This window comes from Klebsiella sp. AqSCr (assembly GCF_008452795.1).
Classification (GTDB): Bacteria; Pseudomonadota; Gammaproteobacteria; order Enterobacterales; family Enterobacteriaceae; genus Klebsiella; species Klebsiella pneumoniae.
This window is the reverse complement of the sequence record NZ_MJDM01000016.1, coordinates 1-776: the sequence shown is the minus strand read 5'-3', so window position 1 is coordinate 776 and position 776 is coordinate 1. Positions and strand designations below refer to the sequence as shown.

The window sequence follows — 776 nt, the reverse complement described above, 5'->3', positions numbered from 1 at the left end:
TGTACGAAATATACCTATGACGGGAAGGGGAAGATTCATCAGTCGTTTGGTGTGGACAAAGCGGTCACTGCTGGGCAGAACTTTTCAGTAAGCAAAACATCACGGACCGTATCATCGGCCAGCCAGAAACCCGTACAGGTCACGGTCACCCTGGTGATGGAAGAAACCGAAACCGTCTATGCACCTGAAGTCGTCTGGGTTGAAAACTGTCCGTTCAGTAAGGATGAAGGGAAAAAAACGGGCGAGGAATGTATCAGTCCGGGAGGAACGCGAACCATCACCCTCGGAGGCAGGGATTACTCGTTCACGGAGGCCTGCTGGAAATATAAGGATACCTGGCTCACGCAGCCGGCGGACAACGGCTCCTGTGAAAGCCTGATGAAAAATACGGCCTGTACTCTGTCATCCCGCCAGTGCGCCTTCTCCAGCGAGGAAGGCACGTGCCTGCATGAATATGCAACGTATTCCTGCGAAACCAGGACGAGTGGCAAGCAAATGATCTGCGGCGGTGATGTCTTCTGCCTTGATGGTGAATGTGACAAAGCCACGTCCGGGAAGAGCAACGACTTTGGGCAGGCGGTGTCTGAGCTGGCGGCACTGGCTGCCGCGGGGAAGGACGTCGCGGCACTGAACGGGGTGGATGTCCGGGCATTCACCGGAAAAGCGAAGTTCTGTAAGAAGTTTGCTGCCGGCTTCAGTAACTGCTGCAAAGACAGCGGCTGGGGCCAGGATGTGGGGCTGGCACGCTGCAGCAGCGAGGAAAAGGCGCTGGCCAA

At 55.9% G+C, this 776-nt stretch carries 1 protein-coding gene; it reads left to right on the top strand.

Translation table 11 applies throughout. The features are described from left to right. On the top strand, positions 1 to 776 hold a 776-nt coding region (locus BHE81_RS25510; RefSeq protein WP_149888848.1), incomplete at both ends, for a conjugal transfer protein TraN.